This window comes from Streptomyces achromogenes subsp. achromogenes, assembly GCF_000720835.1.
GTDB classification, from domain to species: Bacteria; Actinomycetota; Actinomycetes; order Streptomycetales; family Streptomycetaceae; genus Streptomyces; species Streptomyces achromogenes.
This window is the reverse complement of the sequence record NZ_JODT01000008.1, coordinates 14,423-38,808: the sequence shown is the minus strand read 5'-3', so window position 1 is coordinate 38,808 and position 24,386 is coordinate 14,423. Positions and strand designations below refer to the sequence as shown.

General features: G+C 71.8%; 22 protein-coding genes and 1 pseudogene. 12 read left to right on the top strand and 11 right to left on the bottom strand.

Translation table 11 applies throughout. The annotated features are described in order from the left end of the window. Window positions 1-5 precede the first annotated feature (5 nt). The 7 genes from nadC to IH25_RS0109860 all read left to right on the top strand — a co-directional run bounded on the left by nadC (window position 6) and on the right by IH25_RS0109860 (window position 4,707). On the top strand, window positions 6-983 hold the full coding sequence (gene nadC, locus IH25_RS0109890) for a carboxylating nicotinate-nucleotide diphosphorylase (RefSeq protein ID WP_030606138.1): 978 nt from the start codon (window positions 6-8) through the stop codon (window positions 981-983). A 5-nt stretch (window positions 984-988) separates the two neighbouring features. Next, window positions 989-1,786 (top strand): type III pantothenate kinase, encoded by a 798-nt coding sequence (locus IH25_RS0109885; protein WP_030606136.1) that lies wholly within the window; start codon window positions 989-991, stop codon window positions 1,784-1,786. 179 nt (window positions 1,787-1,965) lie between these two features. Then, window positions 1,966-2,598 (top strand): hypothetical protein, encoded by a 633-nt coding sequence (locus tag IH25_RS0109880; protein ID WP_030606134.1) that lies wholly within the window; start codon window positions 1,966-1,968, stop codon window positions 2,596-2,598. A 200-nt stretch (window positions 2,599-2,798) separates the two neighbouring features. Further along, on the top strand, window positions 2,799-2,975 hold the full coding sequence (locus IH25_RS41570) for a hypothetical protein (protein WP_030606132.1): 177 nt from the start codon (window positions 2,799-2,801) through the stop codon (window positions 2,973-2,975). Window positions 2,976-3,202: 227 nt separating this feature from the next. Then, window positions 3,203-3,625 carry a BlaI/MecI/CopY family transcriptional regulator gene (locus tag IH25_RS0109870; RefSeq protein WP_030606130.1) on the top strand — a complete coding sequence of 141 codons (423 nt, stop codon included), beginning with the start codon at window positions 3,203-3,205 and terminating at the stop codon, window positions 3,623-3,625. A gap of 9 nt (window positions 3,626-3,634) precedes the next feature. Further along, a complete protein-coding gene (locus IH25_RS0109865; protein WP_030606128.1) occupies window positions 3,635-4,168 on the top strand; it encodes an amino-acid N-acetyltransferase in 534 nt (177 codons plus the stop codon). A gap of 203 nt (window positions 4,169-4,371) precedes the next feature. Further along, window positions 4,372-4,707: a histone-like nucleoid-structuring protein Lsr2 gene (locus IH25_RS0109860; protein WP_030606126.1), complete on the top strand. Its 336-nt coding sequence runs from the start codon at window positions 4,372-4,374 to the stop codon at window positions 4,705-4,707. Here IH25_RS0109860 and IH25_RS37445 read toward each other — a convergent pair. Further along, window positions 4,686-5,378 carry an SCO3374 family protein gene (locus IH25_RS37445; RefSeq protein ID WP_030606123.1) on the bottom strand — a complete coding sequence of 231 codons (693 nt, stop codon included), beginning with the start codon at window positions 5,376-5,378 and terminating at the stop codon, window positions 4,686-4,688. The genes IH25_RS0109860 and IH25_RS37445 overlap by 22 nt on opposite strands. Window positions 5,379-5,808: 430 nt before the next feature. On the opposite strand from IH25_RS37445, the gene IH25_RS0109850 reads away from it, so the two are divergent. After that, entirely contained in the window at window positions 5,809-8,334 is a 2,526-nt protein-coding gene (locus IH25_RS0109850) for an ATP-dependent Clp protease ATP-binding subunit (protein WP_030606122.1), read from the top strand. Window positions 8,335-8,388: 54 nt separating this feature from the next. On the opposite strand, the gene IH25_RS0109845 is transcribed toward IH25_RS0109850, so the two are convergent. Then, on the bottom strand, window positions 8,389-11,418 hold the full coding sequence (locus IH25_RS0109845) for an NACHT domain-containing protein (protein WP_030606120.1): 3,030 nt from the start codon (window positions 11,416-11,418) through the stop codon (window positions 8,389-8,391). Window positions 11,419-11,479: 61 nt separating this feature from the next. Beyond that, window positions 11,480-12,136 (bottom strand): HAD family acid phosphatase, encoded by a 657-nt coding sequence (locus tag IH25_RS0109840; protein WP_030606118.1) that lies wholly within the window; start codon window positions 12,134-12,136, stop codon window positions 11,480-11,482. A gap of 472 nt (window positions 12,137-12,608) precedes the next feature. Here IH25_RS0109840 and IH25_RS0109835 point away from each other — a divergent pair, with 472 nt between their 5' ends. Then, a complete protein-coding gene (locus IH25_RS0109835) occupies window positions 12,609-13,160 on the top strand; it encodes a M23 family metallopeptidase (protein ID WP_030606116.1) in 552 nt (183 codons plus the stop codon). A 1-nt stretch (window position 13,161) separates the two neighbouring features. Here the strand turns inward: IH25_RS0109835 and IH25_RS0109830 are convergent, their stop codons facing one another. Further along, the gene (locus IH25_RS0109830; RefSeq protein WP_030606114.1) at window positions 13,162-13,764 is read right to left on the bottom strand and encodes a TetR/AcrR family transcriptional regulator; all 603 of its coding nucleotides are present in this window, start codon (window positions 13,762-13,764) and stop codon (window positions 13,162-13,164) included. 126 nt (window positions 13,765-13,890) lie between these two features. Between IH25_RS0109830 and IH25_RS0109825 the strand changes: the two genes are divergently transcribed. Together IH25_RS0109825 and IH25_RS42955 are read left to right on the top strand one after the other, a co-directional pair. Continuing rightward, window positions 13,891-15,459 (top strand): MDR family MFS transporter, encoded by a 1,569-nt coding sequence (locus IH25_RS0109825; RefSeq protein ID WP_030606111.1) that lies wholly within the window; start codon window positions 13,891-13,893, stop codon window positions 15,457-15,459. 204 nt (window positions 15,460-15,663) lie between these two features. Further along, a pseudogene (locus IH25_RS42955) lies at window positions 15,664-15,756 on the top strand (VOC family protein); the annotation flags it as partial. A 405-nt stretch (window positions 15,757-16,161) separates the two neighbouring features. Here the strand turns inward: IH25_RS42955 and cseC are convergent. The 5 genes from cseC to IH25_RS0109795 form a co-directional block, all read right to left on the bottom strand. After that, complete coding sequence (cseC, locus tag IH25_RS0109815) at window positions 16,162-17,514, bottom strand: two-component system sensor histidine kinase CseC (protein WP_030606109.1); 1,353 nt, start codon at window positions 17,512-17,514, stop codon at window positions 16,162-16,164. A gap of 11 nt (window positions 17,515-17,525) precedes the next feature. After that, the gene (gene cseB, locus IH25_RS0109810; protein WP_030606107.1) at window positions 17,526-18,224 is read right to left on the bottom strand and encodes a two-component system response regulator CseB; all 699 of its coding nucleotides are present in this window, start codon (window positions 18,222-18,224) and stop codon (window positions 17,526-17,528) included. A gap of 39 nt (window positions 18,225-18,263) precedes the next feature. After that, on the bottom strand, window positions 18,264-18,863 hold the full coding sequence (locus IH25_RS0109805; protein ID WP_030606105.1) for a hypothetical protein: 600 nt from the start codon (window positions 18,861-18,863) through the stop codon (window positions 18,264-18,266). 41 nt (window positions 18,864-18,904) lie between these two features. Then, entirely contained in the window at window positions 18,905-19,444 is a 540-nt protein-coding gene (locus tag IH25_RS0109800; protein WP_030606104.1) for a SigE family RNA polymerase sigma factor, read from the bottom strand. A gap of 277 nt (window positions 19,445-19,721) precedes the next feature. After that, window positions 19,722-20,597: an HhH-GPD family protein gene (locus IH25_RS0109795; RefSeq protein WP_030606102.1), complete on the bottom strand. Its 876-nt coding sequence runs from the start codon at window positions 20,595-20,597 to the stop codon at window positions 19,722-19,724. A 179-nt stretch (window positions 20,598-20,776) separates the two neighbouring features. Here IH25_RS0109795 and IH25_RS0109790 point away from each other — a divergent pair, with 179 nt between their 5' ends. Beyond that, a complete protein-coding gene (locus IH25_RS0109790; protein ID WP_209445295.1) occupies window positions 20,777-21,622 on the top strand; it encodes a hypothetical protein in 846 nt (281 codons plus the stop codon). 127 nt (window positions 21,623-21,749) lie between these two features. On the opposite strand, the gene disA is transcribed toward IH25_RS0109790, so the two are convergent. Beyond that, window positions 21,750-22,874: a DNA integrity scanning diadenylate cyclase DisA gene (gene disA, locus IH25_RS0109785; RefSeq protein WP_030606098.1), complete on the bottom strand. Its 1,125-nt coding sequence runs from the start codon at window positions 22,872-22,874 to the stop codon at window positions 21,750-21,752. A gap of 80 nt (window positions 22,875-22,954) precedes the next feature. Further along, window positions 22,955-24,364 carry a DNA repair protein RadA gene (radA, locus tag IH25_RS0109780; RefSeq protein ID WP_030606095.1) on the bottom strand — a complete coding sequence of 470 codons (1,410 nt, stop codon included), beginning with the start codon at window positions 24,362-24,364 and terminating at the stop codon, window positions 22,955-22,957. Between the last annotated feature and the right edge of the window lie 22 nt (window positions 24,365-24,386).

Below are 24,386 nucleotides of genomic sequence, written 5' to 3'. Positions count from 1 at the left end.
CAGACGTGAGCACCGACGACCTTCCTCTCGCCCCGACCGGCGGCTGCGGCGACGGCTGCGGCTGCGCCGCCGAGGGTGACGAGGAGTACCTGGAGTGCGGGCTGGACCCCGCGCTCGCCGAGCTGCTGGCCGCCGCCGGGCTCGACCCCGTCGAGGTCGAGGACATCGCCACCGTCGCCATCCAGGAGGACCTGGCCGGCGGCGTGGACGTGACCACGGTCTCGACCATCCCCGAGGAGGCGGTGGCCACCGGCGACTTCACCGCGCGCGAGGCGGGCGTCGTGGCCGGCCTCCGGGTCGCCGAGGCCGTGCTCTCCGTGGTCTGCACGGACGAGTTCGAGGTCGAGCGGCACGTGGAGGACGGCGACCGGGTCGAGGCCGGGCAGAAGCTGCTGTCGGTCACCACGCGCACCCGCGACCTGCTCACCGCCGAGCGCAGCGCCCTGAACCTGCTGTGCCGGCTGTCCGGCATCGCGACCGCCACGCGCGCGTGGGCGGACGCGCTGGAGGGCACCAAGGCGCGCGTGCGCGACACCCGCAAGACGACCCCGGGCCTGCGCGCGCTGGAGAAGTTCGCCGTCCGCTGCGGCGGCGGCGTCAACCACCGCATGTCGCTGTCCGACGCGGCCCTGGTGAAGGACAACCACGTGGTCGCCGCCGGCGGCGTCGCACCGGCCTTCAAGGCCGTACGGGAGGCCTTCCCGGACGTGCCGATCGAGGTCGAGGTCGACACCCTGCACCAGCTGCGCGAGGTGGTGGACGCGGGCGCCGACCTGATCCTGCTGGACAACTTCACGCCCGTCGAGTGCGCGGAGGCCGTCGGCATCGTCGGCGGCCGGGCGCTGCTGGAGGCCTCCGGCCGGCTGACGCTCGCGAACGCGCGCGCGTACGCCGACACGGGCGTGGACTTCCTGGCCGTCGGCGCGCTCACCCACTCCTCGCCGATCCTGGACATCGGCCTGGATCTGCGCGAAGCGGAGTAACGGCCATGCTGCTCACCATCGACGTCGGCAACACGCACACCGTCCTCGGTCTGTTCGACGGCGAGGACATCGTCGAGCACTGGCGCATCTCCACGGACGCGCGCCGCACGGCGGACGAGCTCGCGGTGCTGCTCCAGGGCCTGATGGGCATGCACCCGCTGCTCGGCGAGGAGCTGGGCGACGGCATCGACGGCATCGCGATCTGCGCGACCGTGCCGTCGGTGCTGCACGAGCTGCGCGAGGTCACCCGGCGGTACTACGGCGACGTCCCCGCCGTGCTGGTCGAGCCGGGCGTGAAGACGGGCGTGCCGATCCTCACCGACAACCCCAAGGAGGTCGGCGCCGACCGGATCATCAACGCGGTCGCGGCCGTCGAGCTGTACGGCGGCCCGGCGATCGTCGTCGACTTCGGCACGGCGACCACGTTCGACGCGGTCTCCGCGCGCGGGGAGTACGTCGGCGGGGTGATCGCGCCCGGCATCGAGATCTCCGTGGAGGCGCTGGGCGTCAAGGGCGCGCAGCTGCGGAAGATCGAGGTGGCCCGGCCGCGCAGCGTGATCGGCAAGAACACGGTCGAGGCCATGCAGGCGGGCATCGTGTACGGGTTCGCCGGCCAGGTCGACGGGGTGGTGGACCGGATGGCCCGGGAGCTGGCCGACGACCCGGACGACGTGACGGTGATCGCCACGGGCGGGCTCGCGCCGATGGTGCTGGGGGAGTCCTCGGTGATCGACGAGCACCAGCCGTGGCTGACGCTGATCGGGCTGCGCCTGGTCTACGAGCGGAACGTCTCCCGGCTCTGAGGCGGCGCCGGCGCCCTCGCGGGCGCCGGCCTGCTCCGGGGCGCCCGGCCGTCTCGCCGGTGGCCCCGGACGGGGGAACCGCGGAACGACACGCGGCGAAAGAGCATCCCGATCTGCGGCTTTTGTCCGATTAGCGATAGCGTCGCCGCATGCCCACGCCATACGGATCCCGCGGCGGCATGGCGTTCGGCGCGGAGGAGCTGCGTGTGCTCCGCCGCGCCCTCGCCCTCGCCCTCCACCCCGGCCACGCCTCCGCCGAGGACGTGCAGGACTGTCTCCGGCTCGCCGAATCGCTGGACGAGGCGCTGAGCGAGGGCGCCAGGCTGCGCGCCTTCCTCGTGGCCGATCTGGGCCGGTACCGGGCCGCTCTGCCGGGTACGGCCGCCGGATATCTCACCCTGCTGGAGGAGGCCCTCGGGGCCGGGCACCGGCCGACGCCGGACGATCTCGCCGCGCTGCGGGCGCTGCGCGGCAACCGGGTGGCGGCGGCGCTGCTGGACCGCTGCCAGACCCTGGCCGAACAGGACGTACGGGCGCGCTTCGCGCAAGGGGCGCGCAGGGTGCCGGCGCCCGCCGTGCCGCCCGCGCGGACCCGTCTGCTGGCCCTCGCGGGCGGTGCGGCGGAGCCCGGGGCGCGACGGGAGGACGGGGCGGCCGAGGAGCCGCCGGTGCCTCCGGCGGAGCGGCCGGGCCGGGAGCCGGGAAAGGGGAAGCCGGGGGAGCCGAAGCGGCCCATTCCCACGCCGGGGGAGGTCTTCCCGCGCCGCAAGCCGGCACCGCCGGCCGATCCGCGGCAACTGGCCGCGGTCTGACCCGGCCTCCGGCCGGGCTCGCCGTTCCCGCCCGCACCCCCTGTGCCGCTTTCGCGGCGGGGTGCGGGCGGCCCTGTTCGTGGACCGGGTGCCGTCGCCGGCCCCGGGCCGGTGGAGGCGTGTCGGGGGCCCGGGACACGTGGCGGGCGGTTCGCGCACCCCGCCCCTTTCGCCCGTTCCCCCGTGGCTACTCTGGAGGCATGGACTACGTCTCCGCGCTCGTGCCCCCGGTCGTCATGGCCGTGTTCTTCGTCGGTGTGGTCAGGGTGATCGTGAAGACCCAGGGCGGGGCCGCCAAGGCCAAGGAGGACGCGGCCGTCGACGCCGCGCTCGCCCGCGCGGAGGCCGCGCCCGAGAGCCCCGCCGCCGGCGCCTGAGCGGAACCCCCGGTCGGACAGAGCCCCCGCCGAGCCCCGCCTCGGCCCGGGGCGCCTCCCGCGTGCCCCCGGTCGTCCCGGTGTTCGCAACGGGTCCGCCCTTTCGACCGTGCGCCCTTTTTGATCAGGTTTGTGGCCATAGCGCACGTCCGGCACGCGATGGGGTGGTTCTCCCACTATTGTTCTGAGCTGTGCCTCGCCCATTGGGAGAACTCGAAGACGCGGTCATGACGCGGGTGTGGAAGTGGAACCGCCCGGTGACCGTTCGGGAAGTCCTGGAAGACCTCCAGCGGGAACGTTCGATCGCGTACACCACCGTGATGACCGTTTTGGACAATCTCCATCAGAAGGGCTGGGTGCGCCGTGAGGCGGAAGGCCGGGCCTATCGATATGAGGCCGTGTCGACACGCGCCGCCTACGCCGCGGCCCTGATGAACGACGCCTGGTCCCAGAGTGACAACCCGGCCGCCGCTCTCGTCGCCTTCTTCGGCATGATGAGCGAGGAACAGCGCCAAGCCCTCAGGGACGCCGTACGCATCGTCCAGGGCCCGGAAGAAACCCGGGAAGCGCCCGAAGCCAGGCAACCGGAAGCCGCCGAAGCCCGGCAAGAGGAGAACCCCGGCTCGGCAGAGGACGCCGACGGGCGATAGCGTCCGCTCATGTCAGCAGAGCGTCCCGAAGTCTCCGCAAAAGCCATCACCGTCCGGCGGGCCCGGACCAGCGATGTCCCGGCCGTGCGCCGCCTCCTCGACGCCTACGTCCGCGACCGCATCCTGCTCGACAAAGCGCCCGTCACGCTTTACGAGGACATCCAGGAGTTCTGGGTCGCCGAACGCGATGACAACGCCGAGGTGGTCGGCTGCGGTGCGCTGCACGTCATGTGGGAGGACCTGGCGGAAGTGCGCACTCTGGCGGTGAAGCCCGGCCTCAAGGGCGCCGGCGTGGGCCATCAGTTGCTGGAGAAGTTGCTGGAGACCGCGCGCTGGCTCGGCGTTCGCCGGGTTTTCTGCCTGACCTTCGAAGTGGACTTCTTCGGGAAGCACGGCTTCGTGGAGATCGGCGAGACGCCGGTCGACACCGATGTCTACGCGGAGCTGTTGCGTTCCTATGACGAGGGCGTCGCGGAGTTCCTCGGTCTCGAACGAGTGAAGCCGAACACCTTGGGCAACAGCCGGATGCTTCTGCATCTGTGATCGCCAATGCCCTGGTGCCCTATGTCCGAAACGCGCATGTTTCCGGGCGGGGCCGGGGTGCGGAGTCGACGCCGAGGGTTTGTGTTTTTCCGGCAAAAGCGGTTTGCTTTCCGACGTACTGCAGTACTGCATATAACAGGGGCGGCGAAACGGCGGACGCCGCACACCCCTGGTCCTCAACGTTATCGATGAAAGGAAATGCGGTGGCACAGAAGGTTCAGGTCCTTCTTGTCGACGACCTCGACGGCGGCGAGGCGGACGAGACCGTGACGTTCGCGCTGGACGGCAAGACGTACGAGATCGACCTCACGACCGCCAACGCGGACAAGCTGCGCGGTCTTCTGGAGCCCTATGTGAAGGGCGGACGCCGTACCGGTGGCCGTGCTTCCGGCGGGCGTGGAAAGGCGCGTGCCGCTTCCGGCGGCAACCAGGACACCGCGGCCATCCGCGCCTGGGCGAAGGAGAACGGTTACGAGGTCAACGACCGGGGCCGTGTCCCCGCGTCGATCCGTGAGGCCTACGAGAAGGCCAACGGCTGATCCCGCCGGCCGGCGGGACGCCCGGCACACCCGCGCCGCAGCCGGACCCGGTGACAGTGCGCTGCCACCGTGTCCACCAGCCGTACGAGATCGGGGGCGCTCCCCTCGCGCCCCACGGCCGGCGCGGCCGTCACACCCGGCATGCCCGGCATGGCCGGCAGCGAGGTCTCGACGTCCTCGCGTCCCGGCCCGGGGGGCCGCAGCCACACGGCGGCCCCCTGCGCTGACGCCGCCCGCCCGGACGCGCCCCCCGCGGGGCCGGCCGGTGCCGGAGCCTCCAGCGTGCCGCCGGGCCCCAGGGCCCGCAGGTCCAGGCAGACGGGGCCCCACTCCAGCCACTCCAGCAGTCCGGGCAGCTCCTCCGCGCTGCCCGCGGCCACCAGCAGCTCCATGCGGTCGCCCCGGAGGATCACCGGGGAGCCCGGCGCGAGATGCCGCAGCGCACGCGCGCCCGCCTCGGCCGGCATCTCCAGCACGTCGAACCGCACCCCCGTGACCAGCCGCAACGGCCGTCCGGGCACGGTCGGCCAGCCCAGTTCGTCCTCGTACCAGCGTCGGGCCCCGGCATCCGGGCCGGCGTCGGCGCCGGGACCGCCGGCCCCCGGTGCGTCCGGGACGACGGGCCGGCGGGGGAGGGGGATCGCGGGTGTCGCGGGGACCGGTCCAGCCATGCCAAGCGCAACCGCCGAAGTGGCATCCGGGTTACGCTGGGTGCCCCGCTGGCTGCTCTGTGTGCCGGAGGAGGGGGTGCGTGGGGGTCCGGGGAGGCGCAAGGTTGTTCGCCCATAGCGGAGGGAACCGGTGCGCGCGGCATGGAGTGTCAGTCCCTGCGGGTAAGACATCCCTAGTGGGAGGGGGCGACACGCAGGACAGGCCGTCTCACGTTCGCCAACGGCGTACTGGCGAGTGGGGTAACTGCCTGGCCTGCGGGAACATCGTCTCGCACCATCGGGTTGGAGCAGATGTCGGCGCACACGGTCAGGAGGCCATCGACGGTGTCGGCAGTTGGAATGAGCGGTCCCCGCTTGCGGGACTAAGCTGCGGAAGGACAGGGAGGGGAAGTTCCCCCCACTGCCTGACCGCTCTGAGGAGCGATTAACGATGTTCGAGAGGTTCACCGACCGCGCGCGGCGGGTTGTCGTCCTGGCTCAGGAAGAAGCCCGGATGCTCAACCACAACTACATCGGCACCGAGCACATCCTCCTGGGTCTCATCCACGAGGGCGAAGGTGTCGCCGCTAAGGCCCTGGAGAGCCTCGGCATTTCGCTTGAGGCGGTCCGCCAGCAGGTGGAGGAGATCATCGGTCAGGGCCAGCAGGCCCCGTCCGGCCACATTCCCTTCACCCCCCGTGCCAAGAAGGTCCTGGAGCTGTCGCTCCGCGAGGCCCTTCAGCTGGGCCACAACTACATCGGCACGGAGCACATCCTGCTCGGCCTGATCCGCGAGGGCGAGGGCGTCGCCGCCCAGGTCCTGGTCAAGCTGGGCGCAGACCTCAACCGGGTGCGGCAGCAGGTCATCCAGCTGCTCTCCGGTTACCAGGGCAAGGAGACCGCCACCGCGGGCGGCCCGGCCGAGGGCACCCCCTCGACCTCTCTCGTCCTGGACCAGTTCGGCCGCAACCTCACCCAGGCCGCCCGTGAGTCCAAGCTCGACCCGGTCATCGGGCGCGAGAAGGAGATCGAGCGGGTCATGCAGGTGCTGTCCCGCCGTACGAAGAACAACCCCGTCCTGATCGGTGAGCCGGGCGTCGGCAAGACCGCCGTCGTCGAGGGCCTCGCCCAGGCCATCGTCAAGGGCGAGGTTCCCGAGACGCTCAAGGACAAGCACCTCTACACGCTGGACCTCGGCGCGCTGGTCGCCGGCTCCCGCTACCGCGGTGACTTCGAGGAGCGCCTGAAGAAGGTCCTCAAGGAGATCCGCACCCGCGGCGACATCATCCTGTTCATCGACGAGCTGCACACGCTGGTCGGTGCGGGTGCCGCCGAGGGCGCCATCGACGCGGCGAGCATCCTCAAGCCGATGCTGGCCCGCGGTGAGCTCCAGACCATCGGTGCGACCACGCTGGACGAGTACCGCAAGCACCTGGAGAAGGACGCGGCCCTGGAGCGCCGCTTCCAGCCCATCCAGGTCGCCGAGCCGTCCCTGCCGCACACGATCGAGATCCTCAAGGGCCTGCGCGACCGGTACGAGGCGCACCACCGCGTCTCGATCACGGACGAGGCCCTGGTGCAGGCGGCCACCCTGGCCGACCGCTACATCTCGGACCGCTTCCTGCCGGACAAGGCGATCGACCTGATCGACGAGGCCGGTTCCCGGATGCGTATCCGCCGGATGACCGCTCCGCCGGACCTGCGCGAGTTCGACGAGAAGATCGCCGCCGTCCGCCGGGACAAGGAGTCCGCGATCGACTCGCAGGACTTCGAGAAGGCCGCCTCCCTGCGCGACAAGGAGAAGCAGCTCCTGGCCGCCAAGGCGAAGCGGGAGAAGGAGTGGAAGGCCGGCGACATGGACGTCGTCGCCGAGGTCGACGGCGAGCTGATCGCCGAGGTCCTCGCCACGGCCACCGGCATCCCGGTCTTCAAGCTGACCGAGGAGGAGTCCAGCCGCCTGCTCCGCATGGAGGAGGAGCTGCACAAGCGGGTCATCGGCCAGAACGACGCCGTCAAGGCGCTGTCGAAGGCGATCCGCCGTACGCGCGCGGGCCTGAAGGACCCGAAGCGTCCGGGTGGTTCGTTCATCTTCGCCGGCCCGTCCGGTGTCGGTAAGACCGAGCTGTCCAAGGCGCTCGCCGAGTTCCTCTTCGGTGACGAGGACGCGCTGATCTCCCTCGACATGTCGGAGTTCAGCGAGAAGCACACGGTCTCCCGCCTCTTCGGCTCGCCCCCCGGCTACGTGGGCTACGAGGAGGGCGGCCAGCTGACGGAGAAGGTCCGCCGCAAGCCGTTCTCGGTCGTCCTGTTCGACGAGGTCGAGAAGGCCCACCCGGACATCTTCAACTCGCTGCTGCAGATCCTGGAGGACGGTCGGCTGACCGACTCCCAGGGCCGGGTCGTGGACTTCAAGAACACGGTCATCATCATGACGACCAACCTCGGCACCCGGGACATCTCCAAGGGCTTCAACCTCGGCTTCGCCGCCGCGGGTGACACGAAGACCAACTACGAGCGCATGAAGAACAAGGTGTCGGACGAGCTGAAGCAGCACTTCCGCCCCGAGTTCCTCAACCGCGTGGACGACGTGGTCGTCTTCCCGCAGCTGACGCAGGAGGACATCCTGCGGATCGTCGACCTGATGGTCGGCAAGGTGGACGAGCGCCTGAAGGACCGGGACATGGGCATCGAGCTCTCCCAGTCCGCCAAGGAGCTGCTGTCCAAGAAGGGTTACGACCCGGTGCTGGGCGCCCGGCCGCTGCGCCGCACGATCCAGCGCGAGATCGAGGACACGCTCTCGGAGAAGATCCTCTTCGGCGAGCTGCGTCCCGGTCACATCGTGGTCGTGGACACCGAGGGCGAGGGCGACGCCGCCACCTTCACCTTCCGCGGTGAGGAGAAGGCGGCCCTGCCGGACGTCCCGCCGATCGAGCAGGCCGCGGGTGGGGCGGGTCCGAACCTGAGCAAGGACGCGTAAGCCTCCGGCGGTTCAGCCGGGTGAAGGGGCCGGTGCCTTCGGGCGCCGGCCCCTTCAGCCTTGTACGAGGGTCACTCGCGCCTGGGGGAAGAGAGCCTCGACGTGGGAGAGCGTGAAGTCGAGGTGGGTCACCACGCTGACCGAGCGCAGGCCCGGGAGCCTGGATGCCAGTACGGACAGCCCCTCCGCGCCGAATGCCGAGGAGACCCGCAAGCTCCGGATGCCGGGAAGTTCCGGTACGAGGCGCAAGCTCCAGCGGGGGCTCCACTCCAGGTGGAGCCGGACGAGCCCGGGCAGTTCGGCGACCCGGCTCCAGTCGTCGGCCGTCAGCTCCGTGGTCAGCAGGCCGAGACTCAGCGTGCGCAGATCCGTCCAGTGCTCCAGCCCGCGCAGCCCTGTGTTGTCGACGCTGCGCTCGCCGAGGTGGAGGAATTCCAGCGGAGCGTCGATGGGCAGGGTGAGGCGCAGATCGGTGCCCGGCAACGGCTGGCTCACGGCGAGCCTGGTGAGCGAGCGCAAGGCCCGCAGTCCGGTCGGGTCCGGAATGCCGGCGCAGTCGAACTGCACGAGCGGCAGCTCGGCGAGGCGGGCCACACCGCGTGCCTCGGGACAGCCGAAGACCGACAGAGCGCGCAGGGAACGGAACCGCGTCAGGGCTCCCAGATCCATGGGATACGGATTGGCCGACAGGGTGAGGGCGAGCACCGCCTCGGGGTCCGGCACCGTGGCGATGATGTCCTCGGTCAAGTGCTCGCCCCGGAAGTACAGGCGCTGCCAGGGGCGCATCCGGGCCAGTGCCGCGCGCTGCTCGGCCGACTCGCAGGTCAGGATGAGGTCCGTGCGGTCCAGGTGGTCCAAGACCTCGGTCGCGTAGACATCGGCGTCGAAACGCGGCCATGTCCCCACCAGTTGCCGCCGCACATCCAGGTCCGGATGGTCCCGGAACCGCCGCAGCACCGTCAGGGCCCCCTCCGGCTCCTCCTCGCCGAGGAGTGAGGCGGTGACCGTGACTCCGTGGGCCTCCTCGGCCGTGAGGTCCTCCGGGCTCGGCAGCAGCTCCAGTACCAGGGGACCCGCCTCCGCCAGGGCCTTCGCGTCCTCCGTCGTCCGGGGCGGGATCAGCGTGCCCGCCCGCTCCTCGGCCTCCGCCCGGACGCCCGGGTCCAGGGCCGTCGCGTGCTCCAGGCAGGCCAGGGCCAGCAGGGTCAGGCGAGGGGTGTCACGGGCCAGCAACTGCCGGAGCACCGACGCCCGTTCACGTGGTCTCGCGTGGGCCACCGCCATGCGGATGACGTCCTCCCACTGGGTGTCGTCGGCGTGGCTGACCAGGACCTCCAGGTGGCCCTCCTCCACCGCGTACCGCGCGCCCAGGTAGTCCTGGAAGGTGCGGTGGACGAAGTGGACCACGCCCTCCGCCGGCTGGCGCAGCAGGCCGCTGCGCAGCAGCAGGGCGCGCAGCACCGTCGCCGCGTCCCCGGGCGCCGACGCGATCGCGGGAAGGCAGCGCTCCACGATTCCCTCGGCCGTATCGAGGTCCATCTCCGTGCGGCCGCTCAGCACCAGCGCGTACGCCAGTCGCTGGAGCAGCTCCAGCTGGGCTTCCTCGCCCAGCTCGGTGTCCATGCCCCGCTCGCGGTCCCGGCGGGCGAGGAGCATCGTGAGGGCGGCGTCGTACAACTCCTTGCGGCCGGTGGGGAGATAGCCCCGGCGTTCGCGGTGCAGGGCGCAGATCAGGCCGCACATCAGGGGGTTGGTGGCCAGCCGGGCCAGGTCGCGTTTGGTGCGCAGCGAGTCCAGGAGCGGCTGTTCGTACTCCGGTGCCCGCGCGGCCTCGTGCCAGCGGCGCACGAAGGTGGCGACCTCGGTGCGGCGCATCGGGGCCAGGGTCAGTTCCCGGAAGCCCTCCTCGGCCAGCCAGTCGGGGCGTACGGCGGTCGGGCGGGAGGTCAGCAGGACGGCGTTGCCGGGGTAGGCCGCGAGCAGGGAGCGCAGCCAGTCGCGGGTGCGGTGGCGGTCGGCGGCCGGGATCTCGTCCAGGCCGTCGACGAGGATCAGGCCCCGGCCCGTGGCCAGGACGCGTTCGGCCCAGCCCTGGGGCGGGGTCAGCGGGCAGCCCACCGCCGCCAGGAAGCCGTCCGGCGCGGGCAGCGGGCCGGTGCGGATCAGGGTGCGCAGCGGGAGGACGTACGGGATCCGGCCGGCGGCGCGGGCCGCGGTGACCGCCAGCCACTGCACCAGCGTCGTCTTGCCGGAGCCGGCGTCCCCGCGCAGCAGTACCCGGGAGGCGCCGGCCAGCGCCGCCTCGGCGGGCAGCCGGCCGGGCGTGGCGGGCGGGTGCGCATGGGGCTCCAGGCCGGACGGCCGCTCGTCCTCGGTGGTCGCCTCCAGGCTCAGATAGGCGACTTCGAGCGGCCACCGGTCGGGGGAGTCGCGCAGGTCGATGCCGTAGATCGTGATGTGGTCGTGGCGGTCGGCGAGGTAGGGGAGGTAGCGGCGTTCGAAGGCCGCGTCGCGGGCGTCGGGGCGCGGGGTGCGGGCGATCAGCTCGTCCACTTTCGCTATGAGTTCCGTCTGCGCACGGCTCTGCTCGACCAGGGTGCGGGCCACGAAGGACGACCGCCGGGTGAAGAACTCCAGGATGTGCAGGCAGGCCCACTCGGTGGCGGAGTCGAGGAAGTGGCGGGCGTCCGCGGAGAGGGGCTCCGGGTTCACGTAACCGAGGTGGTGGCGCAGCCGCCGGGCGAGTTCCGCGGCGCCCAGCCGTACGGCCTGTACGTCGTCCATCTCCAGGTCGCCGAGGGCGAGCAGGCGGCGGGCGAGCGCGTCGGCGACGGCCGCCCGCTCGTCGGCGGGGAACGGGGGCTCGCCCGGCGACTCCACCGCCTGGGTCACGATCCGTTCGGCGAGCCGGTGGACCTCCTTCTCGCCCAGCGTCCGCTTCTCGCCCCGGAACGACACCAGCGCCGACAGCCGTACCGGCCGGTCGACCAGGCCCGCGCCCGGGCCGTCCTGGACGAACAGCTTCCGCACCAGCGGGCCGATCAAGCCGGAGACCAGCTTGCCGCCCAGTACGACCGGCTCCATCCGTCACCCCCGTGTGCGTACCGCGTACGGAGGGAGCCTAGCCAAGCGTGCGCGGGGAGGGTTACGACAACTGGCCGTCGTAGTCGGGCAGCTTGAAGGTCTTCTCGGCGTGGCCGCCGGAGAGGTCGGTGGCGTTGTTGCCGATGTTGGCGATGATCGTGTAGCCGTCGTTCTCGATGCCGGCGCGCTGGGCGGTCTTGTAGGCGGCGACGTCCTTGAAGAGGTCGGTCAGACCGCGCACGTGCAGGCCGGAGACCTCGTAGCCGTCGTGTTCGAGGTTGTACTCGGTGGGCCAGTACAGGACGCCGGGGCGGGCGGTGACGAAGAAGAGGGAGACGCCGTGCTCCTGGGCGTAGCGGGCGGCCTCCAGGACGGGCCGGTTGGCGGGCTGGGGGTAGCTGAAGCCGAAGTCGGTCTCCAGCGTGGTGTTGTCGATGTCGAAGACGATGGCCTGCTTCTCGCCGGGCCGGGCGGCGGCGATGCGCTGCCTCAGGTACGGCAGGGCCTGGTCCATGACCGCCTGGCAGTCCTTCTGCCAGGTGGCGTAGTCGACCTTCGCGGCGGTGGCGGTGGCGGTGGCGGCCGTGGAGCGGGCGGGGGTCGCCGCCGGGCCGTCCGCCGCCTGAGCGGCCGGGGCGGTCTGTACGGCCAGGGCGGCCAGCGCGGTCAGGGAGACGGCGGTCGCGGAGCCGCGGCGCGCCCAGGGGCGTCTGGTCATCGGTGGGGGTCCTCTCACGTCCGGACGCGCGTCCGTACGCGTCCTGAATGTCAGGGGCATGATCTGAGCCGAGGGTGGCGCGAGAGGAACCGTAGGGTTACCGGACGGTAGGTGGATAGAGGTCTGCGTCACAATTCCGCGCCCGCCGGTTTATCCGGCCGGTGATGTGCCGCACAGGACGTAAGTCACCTACTAAGGCGGCCAGTGGATGGAAATAGGCGGATAAAAGGGACTTTTGTCGCGGAAGTCGCGGCGGAGGGCGGGGGAAAGTCCGATGTCAGGGGCGGTGTCCGCCGGTCGGGGAGAGTGTCGGGAATTGCCCGTTTTGAGGCACCTACTACTCGTCGCCGTAGAGGGGCCCTTTGTCAGGCTTCGGGGTGCTCGGTTACCAAGTAATGGCCGCTTCGGTGGATGTCCTTATGGACCTCTGCGCACCGGGCGGCCGACCAGTCCCCGAATTCACGAGGTCACGATGTTCCGACGCTTCACGTCCCGCTCCGCCCGTACGTCCTCGCTCCGCACCCGCGTGGCCGTCCTGGCCGCCGGCTTCGGCGCCACGGCCGTGCTGGGCACCGGGGTCGCGAGCGCCGCCACCGCGTCCGCCACGTCCTGGGTCGACCCGGTGAGGCACTACACGCTCTCCGCCGGCTACATGCAGGCCGGCAGCCACTGGGTCGCCAAGCACAGCGGCCAGGACTTCGCGGTGCCCACCGGCACCGAGGTCGTCGCCGCGCACGGCGGCACCGTCGTCAAGGCCGGCCCCAACGGCGCCGGTGACGGCCCGGCGTACGGCAACGCCATCGTCATCAAGCACGGCAACGGCACCTACTCGCAGTACGCGCACCTGTCCCGCATCGACGTGCGGATCGGCCAGGTCGTGGCGACCGGCCAGCACATCGCGCTGTCCGGCTCCACCGGCAACTCCACCGGTCCCCACCTGCACTTCGAGATCCGTACCACCCCGAACTACGGCTCCGCCGTCAACCCCGTCGCGTTCCTGCGCACCCACGGTGTGACGGTCTGACCTAGCCCTCCTCGCGGCAGGCGTGTTCGTGCGCCTGCCGGACCATGTCCAAGGCGACTTCGAGAACGGCCTCGCGCCGTTTCCCGGGGTCGCCTTCGATGTCCTGCATCACGAACATCCCGGCGTGCAGCGTGAACATCGCGCTGACCGAGCGGACCTGGTCCACCAGCTCCGCCTCGGGGGTGATGAGGATGTCCCGCAGTCCGCGCATCCGGTCCTTGAAGGTGTCGCCGATGCGCAGTTCGCGCACCGTCGCCTGGTTCTCCTGCATGAACCGGAAGAGCGGTTCCGCGCCCGCGAGCGCCTCGCTGTAGCGGCGGATGATCTCCTCTTTGGTCTCCAGGGTGCCCGGCTGCCGTCTGCCCCACTCGATCAGGTCCTCGATCGGCTTCGTCAGGTCCTCGAAGAGGCTGACGATGATCTCTTCCTTCGTCTTGAAGTGGTAGTACAGCGCCGCCTTGGTGACGTCGAGGCGCTCGGCGATCTCCCGCAGGGAGGTCTTCTCGTAGCCCTGCTCCGCGAAGAGTCCGAGGGCAACGTCCTGGATGCGCTGGCGGGTGTTGCCGCGGCGCTGCTGCTTGGTGCCGTCCATGGTGCCGCCCATCCTCGTACTCCTCGCGCCCCCGCGGAAACTTACTTGACGCCCGGCTAGTAATCCCTCTACCTTGCCAGTGTACTGAGCACTAGCCGGGCGGCAAGTAAGTTCCGCCCAGGGGGAAACGGGAAGACGATGGCGGACACGGTAGAAGGCGTCATAGCGGGCAAACGCCCCAGAAGTGTGCGAGTAGTGCTGCTCGCGCTCATGATCGCGATGATGCTCGCGATGCTCGACAACATGATCGTCGGTACGGCGATGCCCACGATCGTGGGTGACCTGGGCGGTCTGGAGCACCTCTCCTGGGTGGTCACCGGTTACACCCTGGCCACCGCGGCCTCCACCCCGGTCTGGGGCAAGGTCGGCGACATGTACGGGCGCAAGGGCGCCTTCCTCGGCTCCATCGTGATCTTCCTCATCGGCTCGGCGCTGAGCGGCATGGCCCAGGACATGGGCCAGCTGATCGGGTTCCGGGCGGTGCAGGGGCTCGGCGCCGGCGGCCTCATGGTCGGCGTCATGGCGATCATCGGCGACCTGGTGCCGCCCCGGGAGCGGGGCAAGTACCAGGGCATGATGGCCGGCGTCATGGCGCTGGCCATGATCGGCGGTCCGCTGGTCGGCGGCACCATCACCGACAACTGGGGCTGGCGCTGGGCCTTCTACATCAACCTGCCGCTGGGTGCGGTCGCCCTCGCGCTGGTCACCGTCGTGCTCCAGCTGCCGAAGAAGCGGTCCAAGGCGGGCATCGACTACCTGGGCGTCGTCCTGCTGACCGTCGGCATCACCGCGATCGTGCTGGTCACCACCTGGGGCGGCACCGAGTACGCCTGGACCTCCGCGCGGATCATGGAGCTGACCGGCATCGGCGTGGCCGCGCTGATCGGGTTCGTGTTCTGGCAGACCAAGGCCGCCGAGCCGGTGCTGCCGCTGCACATCTTCAAGAGCCGCAACTTCACCCTGATGGCCGTCATCGGCTTCATCACCGGCTTCGTGATGTTCGGCGCCACGCTCTTCCTGCCGCTGTACCAGCAGGCGGTGCAGGGCGCGTCCGCGACCAACTCCGGTCTGCTGCTCCTGCCGATGCTCGGCGCGATGCTCGTGACCTCGATGATCGCCGGACGGATCACCACCAACAGCGGCCGGTACAAGATGTTCCCGATCGCCGGCGGCGCCTTGATGATCGTCGGCCTGTACCTGCTGTCGACGATGGACACCGGCACGAGCCGGTTCACCTCCGGCGTCTTCATGGCCGTGGTCGGCGCGGGCATGGGCTGCCTGATGCAGATCACCATGCTGGTCGCGCAGAACAGCGTGCAGATGAAGGACATGGGCGTGGCCTCCTCGTCGGCCACCCTGTTCCGCACGCTCGGCTCCTCCTTCGGTGTCGCCATCATGGGTGCGCTCTTCAACCACCGCGTCCAGGACGTCATGGCCGAGCGGGCCGGTTCGCTCGGCTCGCAGATCACCGCGAAGTCGGCGCAGCTGGACGCGGACAGCCTGAACAAGCTGCCGGCGGCGGCCCGCGAGGCCTACCAGCACGCGGTGTCCTCGGGAACGCACTCCGCGTTCCTGCTCGGCGCCGTGATCGCGGTGCCGGTGCTGATCGCGGCCCTGTTCGTGAAGGAAGTGCCGCTGAAGGGCGGGCCCAAGGCGGCCGGCGAGGGCGCCGACGCGGCACCGCAGCCGATGGCCGAGGCCCTCTGACCCTCCCGGCCCGATCCTTGAGGCCCTCCGATTCGTGAGGTCCCCCAGTTCCGAAGGCCCCGGTGCGTGTCCGCCACCGGGGCCTTCGGCCGTCCCCCGGCGCCTTCATGTCGTCCCCCGGCGCCTTCGGGGCGTCCGTCTCCCACGGCGTTTGTGCTGGTCGGTGCCGCTCTGACCGCGATGTCAGACCCTCGTGCCACCATCGGCATCGAGGCGATCTTCCGCGACGACAACGGCAACTGGTACTCGCTGACCGAGCGCAGCGCGGAGCTCGACTTCTCCAAGGACTTCGGATGACCGCGGGCCGGCGCCGGCTCGACCGCCAGACCGCGCCCCAGCCCCTCGATCGCGGCGTTGCAGGCCGCGTAGGCGGGCGCGGGGACCGGCGGCCGGGCACCGGCCGCGCCGGACATCAGGACCACCGAGCCGTCGACGGCCGGCTTCGGCGCGGCGGCGGCCAGCCGTTGCGCCGTCCGCCCGCCGAGCACCACCTCCGCACCCGCCGCCACGACCTGGTGCGCCACCCGCAGCCCGATGCCCGAACCCCCGCCGATCAGGACCACGGTCCGCCCCCGGGGCGCCCGGCACGGCGCCGGGGCCGGGGGCGTGCTCGCTCATCGGCGCTCCGTACGGTCCGCGGGCGGGCGGGGACGACCGTGATCAACCGGCCCGCCCCAGCGGTATTCCGGCTCCCCGAGGGTTCTAGTTCGCCCCGGACACCGGCAGCACCGGATAGCTGCCCGTGTTGGTCGGGGCGTGCTCCGGCAGCCACAGGACGGCCACCGCGCCCTCCGCGGGCTGGTCGGCGGGCGTGCCGACGGGGCGTACGTTGCGGAAGGTGAGCCGGGCGCCGAGGACGCGTGCCTGGCCGGCCGCGATGGTCAGCCCCAGCCCGTGGCCCTGCCCGGCGCGGTCCTTGCTGCCGGTGCGGAACCGGCTCGGTCCCTCGGCCAGCAGTTCCTCGGGGAAGCCGGGGCCGTGGTCGCGGACCCGGATGACCCGGCCCTCCACGGTGACCTCGATCGGCGGCCGGCCGTGCCGGGCGGCGTTGGCGAGCAGATTGAACAGCACCCGCTCCAGCCGCCGCGGATCGGTGGTGACCTCCGACTCGTGCACCACCCGTACGGCGACGTCCGGGTCCTTGGCCGCCACCCGGCGCGCCACGAACTCGCCCAGCATGAGGTCCTGGAGTTCCGCCCGCTCCGAGGCACTGTCCAGCCGGGCCACCTCCAGCACGTCCTCGACCAGGGTGCGCATCGCCTTCGCCCGGTCCAGGACGAGCTCCGTGGGCCGGCCGGGCGGCAGCAGCTCGGCCGCCGTCAGCAGTCCGGTGACCGGGGTGCGCAGCTCGTGCGCGATGTCGGCGGTGACCCGCCGCTCGGCCTCCAGCCGCTGCCGCAGCGCGTCCGCCATGGCGTCCACCGCGCGCGCCAGATCGTCGGTCTCGTCCCGTACGACCCCGCCGATGGCCTCCCGCACCCGCACGTCGGTCTCGCCCTTGGCGACCCGGTTCGCCGCCGCCGCGGCCTTGCGCAGCCGGCGGGACAGCTGGCCGCCGATCAGCACGCCGAGCGCGCTGCCGCCGAGGACCACCGCGACCGAGCCGATGACCAGGGCCTGGTCCAGGTCCTTCAGCATGTCGGTGCTGCGGTCGGGCAGATGCATGTGCACGGACAGCACATGGCCGCCCTTGACCGGCACGGCCGCCCAGATGTCCGGGTCCTCGCCGTGCCGGGAGACGTCACTGGCCCGCCGGCTGCGCCCGACGCTCTCGCGCAGCGCGTCCGGCAGCTCCGGGTCGTCCACCTTGACGTAGGGGAAGACCGGCCCCCGGTTCAGCTCGTAGTTGCGCTGGGCCAGCACCAGGCGGTCGTTGGCCAGCTCGCGCGCGTTGTCCAGCATCGACACCCGGGCCGCGTTGTGCACGACCAGGCTGAGCACGACCGCGACCAGACCGGCCACCAGCGCGATCGCCGCGCTCAGCTTCCATCTGAGCCCCGTACGCAGTCCCGCGCGCTCCATGCGCCGGACCGGGGTCCGCAGGATCCCCCGCATAACCGCCCCGCTCAGGCCTTCAGCTTGTAGCCGAAGCCGCGGACCGTCTCGATCCGGTCCTGGCCGATCTTCTGCCGCAGCCGCTGGACATGCACGTCCACGACCCGGGTGTCCCCGCCCCAGCCGTAGTCCCACACGCGTTCCAGCAGCTTGTCGCGGGAGAGCACGGTGCCCGGCGCGGAGGAGAACTCCAGCAGCAGCCGCATCTCGGTCGGGGTGAGCGCCACCGGCCGCCCGGCCCGCCGCACCTCCATGCCGTCGGTGTCGATCTCCAGGTCCCCGAAGGCCAGCGTGCCGGTGACCGCGGCCCCGGGCTCCTGCGCCCGCTCCCCGCCGGCGTGCCCGAAGCGGCGCAGCACGGCGCGGATCCGGGCGACCAGCACGGCACCGTCGAACGGCTTGGTCACATAGTCGTCGGCGCCCGCCTCCAGGCCGAGCACGACATCGATGGAGTCGGCGCGCGCCGACAGCATGATCACGGGAACGGTGGACTCGTCCCGGATCCGCCGGCACAGGCTGACCCCGTCCAGGCCCGGCACCATGACGTCCAGCAGGGCGATGTCGGGGCGGTTCGCCCGGAACGCCTCCAGGCCCGACAGGCCGTCGGGCATCGCGGTGACCGCGAAGCCGTCCCGCTCGAGGGCGAGCTGGGTGGCCTCGCGGATGACATCGTCGTCCTCGACGAACAGGACGTGGGTCTGGTCTGCCATCCCGGTGCTCTCAGTCCTCGTGGTGTGCGTGTGGGGGGATCAGGTGGCCGGCACGGGCCGCGGGGACCCGTCGGCGGACTTGCCGTACTCGTTGCGGGTGGGTTTGCCCGGGACGAACCGCCCGGACTTCCAGGTGTAGGGGGTCACGACGTCCCCGGACGGGCTGGAGATCGGGTCGTCCTGCTCGTAATACTGCCTGGTCACCGACAGCGTGCCGCGGTCGATCTCCGCGTAGACCGGGGACTCCTCGCTCTTGAAGACGTTCTTGAACACGCCCTTGTCGTCCCGGTACACGTACGAGCCGATGCCGACCCAGTCCGCGCAGGTCATCACGTTGATGACGACGTCGTCCACCGGGGCGTCGGTGAGATCGCCGTACGAGACGTCCACCTGGTAGTCGTCGCCGTCGCACGGCTTCAGCTCCCGCTTGACCGCCGGTGACACCTGGGGGTCGCGTTTGAGCAGCGCCACCGCGTCCACCCGCCGGAACTTGCCGAAGGCGCTCGCGGAGGGGGAGGCGCCGGCCACCGCCGCGGCCGAGGCGTGCGCCGGGCCCTCGTCCCGGGCGCCGGTGCCGCCGCTGCCGCAGGCGGCGAGGAAAAGGGCGAGGGCGGCGAGCGCGGCCCCCACCGCGATCACCGCCTGTGAACTCCTTCGGACCCCTTCGGGTCCGGCCCCGGTCAGGCCGCGCAACGCTCCCGCTCCTCACGCTCCAGCGCGCGTGCGTCCAGATCGCGGGCCTCCAGCTCCTCCCGGAGCCGGGCGAGCGCCCGGTGCAGCGTGCTCTTGACCGTACCGGCCGACATGCCGAGGGCCGCGGCCGTCTCCTCTGTGGACATCTGCTCCCAGTGTCGCAGCACCACGACACTGCGCTGCTTCGGTGCGAGCACCTTCAAGACGTCCATCAGCAGGGCCCGGTCGGCGTGCTGCTCGGTGGCGTCGTCCACGGAGGCGTCCGGCAGCTGCTCGGTCGGCACCTCCTCCAGCTTGCGCGCCCGCCACCACTCGGTCCGCGTGTTGATCATGACCCGGCGCAGATAGGCGTCGGCGAGCCGCTTGTCGGCTATGCCCTCCCAGCGGCCGTACGTCCGCACCAGCGCGGTCTGCAGCAGGTCCTGGGCGTCGACCGGGTCCGGGACCAGCCGGCGTGCGCTGCGCAGCAGCGCGTCCTGCCGGGTGCGGACGTACTCCTCGAATTCGAGCACCTCGCCCTGCGCCATGATCAATCGCCTCCCGTTCCCCGTCGCGCCTCCGGCTCGTGCCGGAAGTCCCGCTGTTCTCCGCGCCCGGTGGTCCGCCGGGCACGGAGAAGAAGCTACGGATCGGTTGTCACGGGGCTGTGCGGACCAGCCTGCGGCCGGCAATCGGCTATCCGTCGGTTGTGTAACGGAAGCCGCAACGGGGTAGAGCGCACGGGAGTTACGCCCGATTATGGGAGGCTTTGCCGTATCGGATCCTTCGTAACGGACGCCGTCGGCACTGTGGCTCGGCTGTGCGTCAGCCCAGCGGCAGCCGGTACAGACCGCCGGGCAGCGGCTCCACCAGCCCGTCCGCCACCAGCCCGTCCAGCGCGCGGGCCCGCTGCACCGGCTCGTGCCACACCCGGTCCAGCACCGCCTGCGGCACCGGCACATGCGCCTCCCGCAGCACGGCCAGCAGCTTGCCGCGCACCTGCCGGTCCGTACCGGCGTACGTCTGCCCGCGCCGCGGCGGCCCGGAGTGCTCCGGCTTGCCCGCCAGCCGCCAGGCGCACTGCCCGGCGATCGGGCACCGCCCGCACCCCTCGTTCTTCGCCGTGCACACCAGCGCGCCCAGCTCCATGGAGGCGGCGGCCCAGCGCGCGGCGGTCCGCTCGTCCGCGGGCAGCAGCTCCCGCGCCAGGCGCCGCTCGGCGGCCGTGGTCGCGTTCGGCGGGTACTGCACCCCGGTCACCGCCCGCGCGATCACCCGCCGCACATTGGTGTCCAGCACCGCGTGCCGCTGCCCGTACGCGAACGAGGCGACGGCCGCCGCCGTGTACTCCCCGATCCCGGGCAGCGCCAGCAACTGCGCGTGGTCCGTCGGCACGTCCCCGCCGTGCCGCTCCGTTATGGCGACCGCGGCGCCGTGCAACCGCAGGGCGCGGCGCGGGTAGCCGAGCCGGCCCCAGGCGCGCACCGCCTCGCCCGGCGCCTCCTTCGCCAGGTCGGCGGGGCGCGGCCAGCGGGCCAGCCATTCCTCGTAGACGGGCAGGACCCGGTTCACCGGGGTCTGCTGGAGCATGAACTCGCTGACCATCACGCCCCACGGGCCCGCCTCCGGGCGGCGCCAGGGGAGGTCACGGGCATGGGCGTCGAACCAGGCGATCACGGGGGCGTGGAGCTTCTCAGTCATGGCCCTTCGATCCTGCCACGGGTGGCCGGGCGTCGTGCGTGAGGGCGCGGTCACCGAGCGTGGCGGAACATGAAGAACCGTGCCTTCCAACGCAGTTACCGAAATGATGATCCGGAAAAGTTGGCGCGGGCACGGCGGGTGACGCGAGCGAGCGCGACGATCTCTCGTACAGTTTGCGCGTGGGATCTCTGCGCAATCCGGTCGGGCCGCTTCCCTCCTCCATCTACTGGCGTCGGAGGGTCGTACTGCTGTCCGTGGTCGCCCTGTTGGCGCTCGTGATCACGCTGATCGTCACCACCGGTGGCGGGGGCGGCAAGAAGGACACCGCCGGGTCCGACGGCAAGAACCCCACGCACGTCATCACGCCCGGACCGGGCCAGTCCGGCCCCGCGATCAGCCAACACCCCGGCGGACGCGACGAGTCGGGCGGCGACGGCACCGGCGGCGGCACGGGATCCGGGGGCTCCGGCGGCGGCGCGACCGGGTCGGCCGGGTCGGCCGGGAGCTCCGGCGGCTCGTCCGGCGCCGGTGGTTCCTCCGGCACGGCCGGTTCCTCCGGCGCGGGTGCGGGCCCCGGTGCCGCCGTCGCCGCGGGCGACGCGCTCCCCGGATCCTCCACGCTGCCCGACTGCCCGTCCGGCGCGGTGGAGTTGGGCCTGCGCAGCGTACGCAACTCCTACTCGCCGGACCAGACGCCGACCTTCGAACTCACCGCGAAGAACGGCTCGTCGGCGGACTGCAAGGTCGATCTCGGCCCGGACCACGCGGTGTTGACGATCACCCCGGCGGACGGCGACGACACCTTCTGGTCCTCGGACGACTGCGTCAAGGGCCCGGGCAGCCTGGCCTTCCGGGTGCCGGCCGGCCAGAGCGTCACCTACACCGTCAAGTGGGACCGCAAGCCGAGCGCCCCCCACTGCGGCACCCCGACCGGCGGCCCGGCCAAGCCCGGCACGTACCTGCTGGAGGCCAAGACCCCCGGCCACGGCGAACTTCAGGCGTCGTTCGTCCTGTCGGCGGACTGACGGCGTCCCGAAGGGGCGCGGGGCCGTGACAACATGCGGCTCCGCCGCGTGGGCGCGAGCAACCACAACGCACCCGCAGCCGCCAAGCGACCGGCGGACCCGATCTCTCAGGCGCCCGGCCGAAACCTCAGACGTACCGCTCCAGGATCGACGACTCGGCCAGCCGCGACAGCCCCTCCCGTACGCTGCGCGCCCGCGCCTCGCCCACGCCGTCCACGGTCTGCAGGTCGTCCACGCTCGCGGCCAGCAGCTTCTGCAGGCCCCCGAAGTGCTCCACCAGCCGGTCGATGATCGCGCCCGGCAGCCGCGGCACTTTCGCCAGCAGCCGGAAGCCACGCGGCGAGACCGCCGAGTCGAGCGACTCGGGCGACGCGGTGTAGCCCAGCGCACGCGCCACCGTGCCCATCTCCAGCAGCTCCGCGTGGGTCAGCGCGTCCAGCTCGGCCAGCGCCTCCTCGACCGTGCGGGACCGCTTCGCCGTCGGCTCGGGCACGTAGTCGCGGACGACCAGCTCGCGGTCCGGCTCGACCCCCGCGATCAACTCCTCCAGCTGGAGCGCGAGAAGCCGGCCGTCGGTGCCCAGCTCGACCACGTACTCGGCGATCTCGGTGGCGATCCGGCGGACCATCTCCAGCCGCTGCGCGACCGCCGAGACGTCCCGGACCGTCACCAGGTCCTCGATCTCCAGCGCCGACAGGGTGCCCGCGACCTCGTCCAGCCGCAGCTTGTACCGCTCCAGGGTCGCCAGCGCCTGGTTCGCGCGGGAGAGGATCGCCGCCGAGTCCTCCAGGACGCGCCGCTGACCGTCCACGTACAGGGCGATCAGCCGCATCGACTGGGAGACCGAGACCACCGGGAAGCCGACCTGCTTGCTCACCCGGTCCGCCGTGCGGTGCCGCGTGCCCGTCTCCTCCGTGGGGATCGTCGGGTCCGGCACCAGCTGGACGCCCGCGCGCAGGATCTTCGACAGGTCCGACGACAGCACGATGCCGCCGTCCAGCTTGCACAGCTCCCGCAGCCGGGTGGCCGTGAACTCGACGTCCAGCACGAACCCGCCCGTGCACATCGCCTCGACCGTCTTGTCCGAGCCGAGGACGATGAGACCGCCGGTGTTGCCGCGCAGCACCCGCTCCAGACCGTCCCGCAGGGGCGTGCCCGGCGCCACGGCGCTCAGCGAGGCGCGCATCAGACCGTCGGAACCGGCACTCCCACCGGACTTGCCGGGAGCCGCTGCCCGGTCGTTGGCTGCCACTGCACTCCTCCGGTCGCAGGTTCTGACGCGCCCCCGTACCCGCACTCGGTTCGTACGGACGGGCGAGACCAGGGCAAAGTCTACCGGCGCTCCTCCGCCTCCCGTGGGGCCTCTCGGCGACGGGAGCGCGGCAGAACCCGCAGCGCGTCCCCTATGTCGGCGACCTCCAGCACCTTCATACCGGGCGGCACCTTCCCCGGGTCGGACGGCACGAGGGCGTGCGTGAAGCCCAGCCGGTGCGCCTCGGCGAGCCTGCGCTGCACCCCCGTGACCCGTCTGACCTCCCCGGCCAGGCCCACCTCACCGATCGCCACCAGGTTCTTCGGCAGCGGGGTGTCGCTGGCGGCGGAGGCCAGGGCGAGCGCCACGGCGAGGTCGGCGGCGGGCTCCGACAGCTTCACCCCGCCGACCGTCGCGGAGTAGATGTCCCGCTTGCCGAGCGCGCTGATCCGGCCGCGCTGCTCCAGGACGGCGAGCATCATCGACACCCGCGAGGTCTCCAGGCCGGACGTCGTACGCCGGGGAGAGGGGATCTGCGAGTCCACGGTCAGCGCCTGCACCTCGGCCACCAGCGGACGGCGGCCCTCCAGGGTGACGGTCAGGCAGGTGCCCGGCACCGGCTCGGCGCGGCGGGTCAGGAACAGGCCGCTGGGGTCGGCGAGGCCCACGATGCCCTCGTCGTGCAGCTCGAAGCAGCCGACCTCGTCCGTCGCCCCGTACCGGTTCTTCACACCCCGCACCAGGCGCAGGCGCGCGTGCCGGTCGCCCTCGAAGCTCAGGACGACGTCCACCAGGTGTTCCAGGAGGCGCGGGCCGGCGATGGCGCCGTCCTTGGTGACGTGGCCCACCAGCAGCGTGGACATGCCGCGCTCCTTGGAGGCGCGGATCAGGGCGCCGGCCACCTCCCGGACCTGCGCCATGCCGCCGGGCGCGCCGTCGATCTCCGGCGAGGCGACCGTCTGCACCGAGTCGAGGATCAGCAGGGACGGCTTGACCTCGTCCAGGTGGCCGAGGACGGCGGCCAGGTCGGTCTCCGCGGCCAGGTACAGATGGTCGTCCAGGGCGCCGATGCGGTCGGCGCGCAGCCGCACCTGGCTCGCGGACTCCTCGCCGGTGACATAGAGGGTGCGGTGCTCGGCGCTCGCCGACTTGGCGGCCACGTCCAGCAGCAGCGTGGACTTGCCGACGCCCGGCTCGCCCGCGAGCAGCACCACCGCGCCGGGCACGAGACCGCCGCCGAGCACCCGGTCCAGCTCGGGCACGCCGGTGGAGCGGGCGGTGGCCTGCCGGCCGTCGACCTGCCCGATGGGCAGCGCCGAGGTGCTCACCCGGCCCGGCGCCGTCGTGCGGACCGCGGGCGCGCCGTACTCCTCGACCGTGCCCCACGCCTGGCATTCGGGGCAGCGGCCGAGCCACTTGGCCGTCTGCCAGCCGCACTCCGTGCAGCGGTACGACGGGCGGTCCTTGGTGGTCTTGGTACGGGCAGCCATGCGCAAACCGTAGCCCGCGGCA